General features: G+C 39.2%; 1 protein-coding gene. It reads right to left on the bottom strand.

Going from position 1 to position 497, the window contains the following annotated elements; all coding sequences use genetic code 11:
- Positions 1 to 162: 162 nt before the first annotated feature.
- Positions 163 to 384 carry a type ISP restriction/modification enzyme gene (locus HC176_RS20070; RefSeq protein ID WP_245234926.1) on the bottom strand — a complete coding sequence of 74 codons (222 nt, stop codon included), beginning with the start codon at positions 382 to 384 and terminating at the stop codon, positions 163 to 165.
- Between the last annotated feature and the right edge of the window lie 113 nt (positions 385 to 497).

Raw genomic sequence — 497 nt, 5'->3', positions numbered from 1 at the left:
CGTACTGCCGACATTGCGGCAAAAATGAGACGTTCAAAAAATACGTAGTCCTCTTTTACCTTCAGTTACAAATAATTGATCCACAATGATCTTCTGATAATGAAGAATGTCTTCAAAACTTAACGTCCTGTCCTTCATGTCCTTTAGTCATTTTTGAGCAGGTTAATAGCCGCCAATGTAGAATTCCCAGGCTATTTCTGGAACATTGTCAAAATACTGCACATCGTTGATCCAAACTTTTCCAATTTTTTCTTCTTCACTGGTGAGTTCGAAGCCCGGACTGGTTTTGGTGATCTTCCTCGTGATCTTGTTGTCCCCGCCCTCAGGATAAGTTGTAATTGAATCTTCCAAGACCGGACTTTCCAGAAAATGAAATTGTCGCAATTCCCCGCCAAGCTTCACCAATTGCCAGAATTACACATGATCTGCCGGGTAAGGAACTCTTGGAAAATCTATTTTTAAATTTGTTTAGATTTTAAAGCATAATTTATTCCTGT

It is taken from the genome of Tamlana crocina (genome assembly GCF_012037625.1).
This window is presented reverse-complemented; position numbering and strand designations above follow the sequence as displayed.